Here is a 2268-nt window from a genome sequence, read left to right on the forward strand (position 1 = left end):
CGGCCGAAGTCGCGCAGCGCGATGCGCACGCTCAGGTAGGCGGCCAGCAGCGCGTACGCGCCGCTCACGCCCGCCCTCTTCTAGCTACGCCCTTGATTTTAGTTATTAACTTAGAGTTACCCATAAGGAAGGTAGGTTTCCCATCTAATTCTGCTAAGAAGTTATCTAATTCGTCTAGGAAACTAAAGTAATTATTGTCAACTGCTGATGTATCAGATAGATCTATAATCTTATCAGTTCCTATCTCTGTAGATGAGCCTATTAAAGCTTTATCCAATCCATCAAATGCCAATTCATCTACTGCACTATCCCCATTAATAACAGTGTAGTGAAATAAGTTGATAGCTGCTTTGATTTTTTGTTGTAATTGGAACTGTAGTTCATCTATTGCTCCACTGGTATTTATAACTACCCTATCTAGATTGAAAGTTCCGCCGAATATTTTCAGATATGCAGTGTAGGCCTTTCTTAGTGCTTCATTGTTTTCATACTCGCTATTTAATGCCCTAAACCCTGCTGTTGATGGAGTTTCTAATCTCTGATACCCATAAGCTAATGTACTTCCACCAGTACCAGGGGATACTGAATTATCAAATACCATTTTATCTAATAATAATGAACCCCTTCTAAATTCGTCAATAACTTGCTGGTCTACCTTATCTGCCATCCCTACTTTTGCTTGTTCTAATGTAATAGCCATATATTATCTCTCCTTTTTATTTATAGTAATCTTTTAATGCACTTCCTAAGTCCATTTCTTTTGTTGTTGTGTCTTCCCTATCAGTTGGTCTAGTAAATATAGGATTATCTCCTTTTGTTTCTTCTGTTTCAAATAGATAATCATTTTCAGTTTTGATACTTTCTAACTGTTCATCTAGACCTATTATTTTATCCTCATTTAGCTTTAATCCTTCTAGGTCAAGTAAAGCCTTTACTGCCTTAACATTTTTTGCCTTAGCCCCTTTTAAAGCATTTTCAAGGGCGTGATTAAATTTAATCTTTTCTAATTCCTTCTGTGCTTCGGTTTGTGCTGTTTCAAACTTAATTTTGTAATCTTCTGCTGCCTTCTTAATACCTTCGATGTCCATTTCTTTATAGCTTTCAATTTCTTTGTTAGCTGTTTCAAGTTGTTCTTCTAAGGTTTCTTTTTCAGCTTTAATGGTTTCATAATCTGCCTTGGCATTATTTACTGCTATGCCGTTTAATTTAAATACTTCTTTTATTTGTTCTTCATTTAATCCTAGTGCTTCTAATTGTTCTTTAGTCATTTTATATTCTCCTTTCCTCTTAGCCTTTTAAAGTGGTCGGCATCACTTAGAGTTCTGATTATAGGTTCAGTAACCAATAAAAATAAGCCTGTTTAATGTCTATTGCTTAAAGACAAATTATTAGTCACAAAATTAAGATTTTGTGTCTATTGTTTAAATAATTCTGGATTATCTTTTATAATTTGATAAAATCCTTTAGCTAGTTGGTCTACAATAGTTTCTTCGCTGTCATTTTTAAAGTCTAATTCCCTATCGTGCACTATTCCATGGATAATTTCATGTAAAAAGGTTTGTAATTGCCCTTGTTTATCTTGCAGGGTTTCATCTATAGTAATTTCTTTTTTATCATAATCAATTTGTCCATAGACTCTTATATTGTCTAGGAATATAGGTTCACTCGATACTATTGTTTTGTATTCTACTCCACTTATTCTTATTTTATCTGGTATATTCATTGACTTACCCCCTATATATATTCGCTCTTTCAAACTTAGGTCTTATTCCTGCTGTTTTACTAAATTCTCTGTATAAATCTTGTTGCCCTTTAAGTTTAATTTTCATTGACAGTGCCTTATCTTCCAATCCTGCATTTTCAAATGCTATTAGGTTTCTTTGAGTGTGTCTCATTGCTCTTTCTAGTTGCCTTTGTCTTTGACTTGCTTCATAGGCTGTATATTCTTTTCCATCAAATACTATAATTTCCCCTTCTAAATCTTCTAGTTGCTTTTCTGTATATGCCGGGGTTGATATTCCTTCAAAAAATGGAAACCATCCATGCCGACAATTAACTCCTTGAAACCCATCTACTTCTCCATAACCTATATCATCTAGGGATAAGTAGTCACTTCTTCCACTTCTAGATACAATCCTTCCTTGCCACAAGCTATGGTCTGGTCTTGCTCCTATATGGGCTGTAATTTCCATTAAATCTTGTCCCATCATATCAGCATTGGCCACACTCATATATCCTGTTATTTGATTTAAGCTAGTTAACACATTC

At 34.7% G+C, this 2268-nt stretch carries 4 protein-coding genes; all 4 read right to left on the reverse strand.

Annotation, left to right across the window (positions count from 1 at the left end; genetic code table 11):
- Nucleotides 1-64: 64 nt before the first annotated feature.
- Nucleotides 65-700 (reverse strand): major capsid protein, encoded by a 636-nt coding sequence (locus VK998_RS05820; protein ID WP_325226492.1) that lies wholly within the window; start codon nt 698-700, stop codon nt 65-67.
- Nucleotides 701-716: 16 nt separating this feature from the next.
- Nucleotides 717-1268: a phage scaffolding protein gene (locus VK998_RS05825; protein WP_325226494.1), complete on the reverse strand. Its 552-nt coding sequence runs from the start codon at nt 1266-1268 to the stop codon at nt 717-719.
- Between the two features lie 146 nt (nt 1269-1414).
- Entirely contained in the window at nt 1415-1723 is a 309-nt protein-coding gene (locus VK998_RS05830) for a hypothetical protein (RefSeq protein ID WP_325226496.1), read from the reverse strand.
- Between the two features lie 4 nt (nt 1724-1727).
- Nucleotides 1728-2268, reverse strand: a 541-nt coding sequence (locus VK998_RS05835; protein ID WP_325226497.1) for a phage minor capsid protein, incomplete at its 5' end; no start/stop codon positions are given.

Source organism: Schnuerera sp. (assembly GCF_035459645.1).
Classification (GTDB): Bacteria; Bacillota; Clostridia; order Tissierellales; family Tepidimicrobiaceae; genus Schnuerera.

Bases quoted from the DNA above. Each gene is read 5' to 3' on its own strand.
- VK998_RS05830 (WP_325226496.1), bottom strand. From the start codon at position 1,723: ATGAATATACCAGATAAAATAAGAATAAGTGGAGTAGAATACAAAACA.
- VK998_RS05820 (WP_325226492.1), bottom strand. From the start codon at position 700: ATGGCTATTACATTAGAACAAGCAAAAGTAGGGATGGCAGATAAGGTA.
- VK998_RS05825 (WP_325226494.1), bottom strand. From the start codon at position 1,268: ATGACTAAAGAACAATTAGAAGCACTAGGATTAAATGAAGAACAAATA.